This is a genomic window from Asanoa sp. NPDC050611, assembly GCF_040654855.1.
Classification (GTDB): Bacteria; Actinomycetota; Actinomycetes; order Mycobacteriales; family Micromonosporaceae; genus Asanoa.
Genome location: NZ_JBFAIU010000642.1, coordinates 1 through 1,978, shown reverse-complemented (window position 1 = coordinate 1,978; position 1,978 = coordinate 1). Strand labels below are relative to the sequence as shown.

General features: G+C 73.4%; 3 protein-coding genes and 1 pseudogene. 1 reads left to right on the top strand and 3 read right to left on the bottom strand.

Features of this window, described 5'->3' with window-relative positions; all coding sequences use genetic code 11:
- The 3 genes and pseudogenes from AB0H87_RS41380 to AB0H87_RS41370 form a co-directional block, all read right to left on the bottom strand.
- Positions 1 to 298 (bottom strand): annotated as a pseudogene (locus tag AB0H87_RS41380) (ABC transporter permease); the annotation flags it as partial.
- A complete protein-coding gene (locus tag AB0H87_RS41375) occupies positions 295 to 960 on the bottom strand; it encodes an ABC transporter ATP-binding protein (protein ID WP_360159212.1) in 666 nt (221 codons plus the stop codon). The gene AB0H87_RS41375 and the pseudogene AB0H87_RS41380, both read right to left, overlap by 4 nt.
- Positions 957 to 1,478 carry a PadR family transcriptional regulator gene (locus AB0H87_RS41370; RefSeq protein WP_360159209.1) on the bottom strand — a complete coding sequence of 174 codons (522 nt, stop codon included), beginning with the start codon at positions 1,476 to 1,478 and terminating at the stop codon, positions 957 to 959. The genes AB0H87_RS41375 and AB0H87_RS41370 overlap by 4 nt, the downstream gene beginning before the upstream one ends.
- A gap of 113 nt (positions 1,479 to 1,591) precedes the next feature.
- On the opposite strand from AB0H87_RS41370, the gene AB0H87_RS41365 reads away from it, so the two are divergent.
- Positions 1,592 to 1,942 carry a BlaI/MecI/CopY family transcriptional regulator gene (locus tag AB0H87_RS41365; RefSeq protein WP_360159206.1) on the top strand — a complete coding sequence of 117 codons (351 nt, stop codon included), beginning with the start codon at positions 1,592 to 1,594 and terminating at the stop codon, positions 1,940 to 1,942.
- Positions 1,943 to 1,978 lie beyond the last annotated feature (36 nt).

Here is a 1,978-nt window from a genome sequence, read left to right as displayed (position 1 = left end):
CCGGCGCCGCCGGGCCGGTCGCCGCCACGTCGAGGCGGAGCATCTCCGCGCCGCGGAAGTAGTCCTCGCGGCCCAGCCACCAGACCGGGTCGACGCCCGCCCGCGCGGCGGTGGTCACCTCGGCCGCGCCCGTGTTCATCCACGCGTACCGCAGGTTCTGCGCCTTGGTCGCGTTGATGCCGGCGAGCGTGGCGAGCAGCAGCCCGGTGCCGAGGGCGACCGCGCAGGCGACCACGACCAGCCGGGTCGCGGCCTCGCGGCCACCGGCGACGGCCAGCCGGAGGCCGAGCCCGATCACGACAGCACCGCCGCGGTGACCTTGCCATCACGGACGATGACCTCGCGGTCCGCGTACGCCGCGACCCGGGCCTCGTGGGTGACCACGACGACCGTGGTGCCCTGCTCGCGGGCCGAGCTGACCAGCAGGTCCATGACGTGCTCGCCGGTCAGCGAGTCGAGTGAGCCGGTCGGCTCGTCGGCGAACAGCACCCGGGGGCGGGCGACGAGCCCGCGGGCCAGCGCGACCCGCTGCGCCTGGCCGCCGGACAGCTCGCCGGAGCGCCGCTGTTGGAGGCCGTCGAGGTCGAGCCGGGCGAACCACGCGCTCGCGTCGGCGACGGCGGCGCGCCGCTTGACGCCGGCCAGCAGCAGCGGGAGCGCGACGTTTTCCACCGCGGTCAGCTCCGGGACGAGCTGCCCGAACTGGAAGACGAAGCCGAACCGGTCGCGGCGAAGGGCGCTGCGGGCGGACTCGTCGAGGGTGTCGACGCGCTGGCCGGCGAAGTGGATCTCGCCGGAGTCGGGCACGAGGATGCCGGCGAGGCAGTGCAGCAAGGTGGACTTGCCGGAGCCGCTCGGGCCCATCACGGCGAGGATCTCGCCCTCGGCCACCGTGAGGGTGGCGCCGCGCAGGGCCGGGGTCTCGCCGAACGAGAGGGTGACGTCGCGGGCCTCGATCATCGGGCCACCGCCTTCGCGAGGCCGTCGAGCCGGGCCACGGTCGTGTCGATCCAGCGCAGGTCGGCCTCCAGGTGAAAGAGGCCGTGGTCGGCGAGCAGGGCGTCGACGAGGTTGCCGCCGCGCTTGACCTCGGTCAGCTCGCGCATGCGCGCCAGGTGGGCGCGGCGCTGGGTGTCGAGGTATTCCTCCGCCGGGCGGCCGAGCATCAGGGCCAGCACGACCTTGGCGAACAGCACGGTCTGCAGGTGCGGCTCGGGCTCGAGCGGCTCGACCAGCCAGGAGTTCACTTCGGACGCGCCGCTCTCGGTGATGACGTAGCGCTTGCGTTCCGGCCCGTCGCCGGGCTCGACCGCGATCACCACCTTGCCGTCGCGGGCGAGGCGGGCGAGGGTCGCGTAGACCTGCCCGAACGGCAGCGGCTTGCCCCGGCCGAAGAAGGTGTCGTAGTCGCGCTTGAGGTCGTAGCCGTGGCTGGGCTCGCGCTCGAGCAGGCCGAGGAGGGTCAGGGGAACGCTCATGCGGAGCACCATACCCCACGTGTATACGCTGAGGGTATACACGCGGCGTGCCGCTCCTGATTCGACATCTCACGGCCACCTGCTCGACACCGGCCCCGGCGACAATCCCCAGCGTGCGGCGGTTCGGTGAGCTTGAGGCGGCGGTCATGGACCGGCTGTGGTCGCGCGCCGCGCCGACCACGGTCCGGGAGATCTGGACGGACCTGTCCGCGCGCGACCTCGCGTACAACACCGTTCTGACGGTCGTCGACAACCTGCACCGCAAGGGCTGGCTGCGACGCGAGCGCGCCGGGCGCGCGTACCGCTACGAACCGGTGTCGTCCCGCGGCGAGTACGGCGCGCGGCTGATGCGCGACGCGATGGCGGAGAGCGGCGACCCCGCGTCCGCGCTGGCCGGTTTCGTCCAGGAGCTCAGCCCGGAGGAGAGCGCTGAGCTGCTGCGCGTGCTCCGCGACCGCCCGTGATCGCCGCGAACCTGCTCATGGTGGCCTGGGCGTTCC

Bases quoted from the DNA above. Each gene is read 5' to 3' on its own strand.
- AB0H87_RS41375 (WP_360159212.1), bottom strand. From the start codon at position 960: ATGATCGAGGCCCGCGACGTCACCCTCTCGTTCGGCGAGACCCCGGCC.
- AB0H87_RS41370 (WP_360159209.1), bottom strand. From the start codon at position 1,478: ATGAGCGTTCCCCTGACCCTCCTCGGCCTGCTCGAGCGCGAGCCCAGC.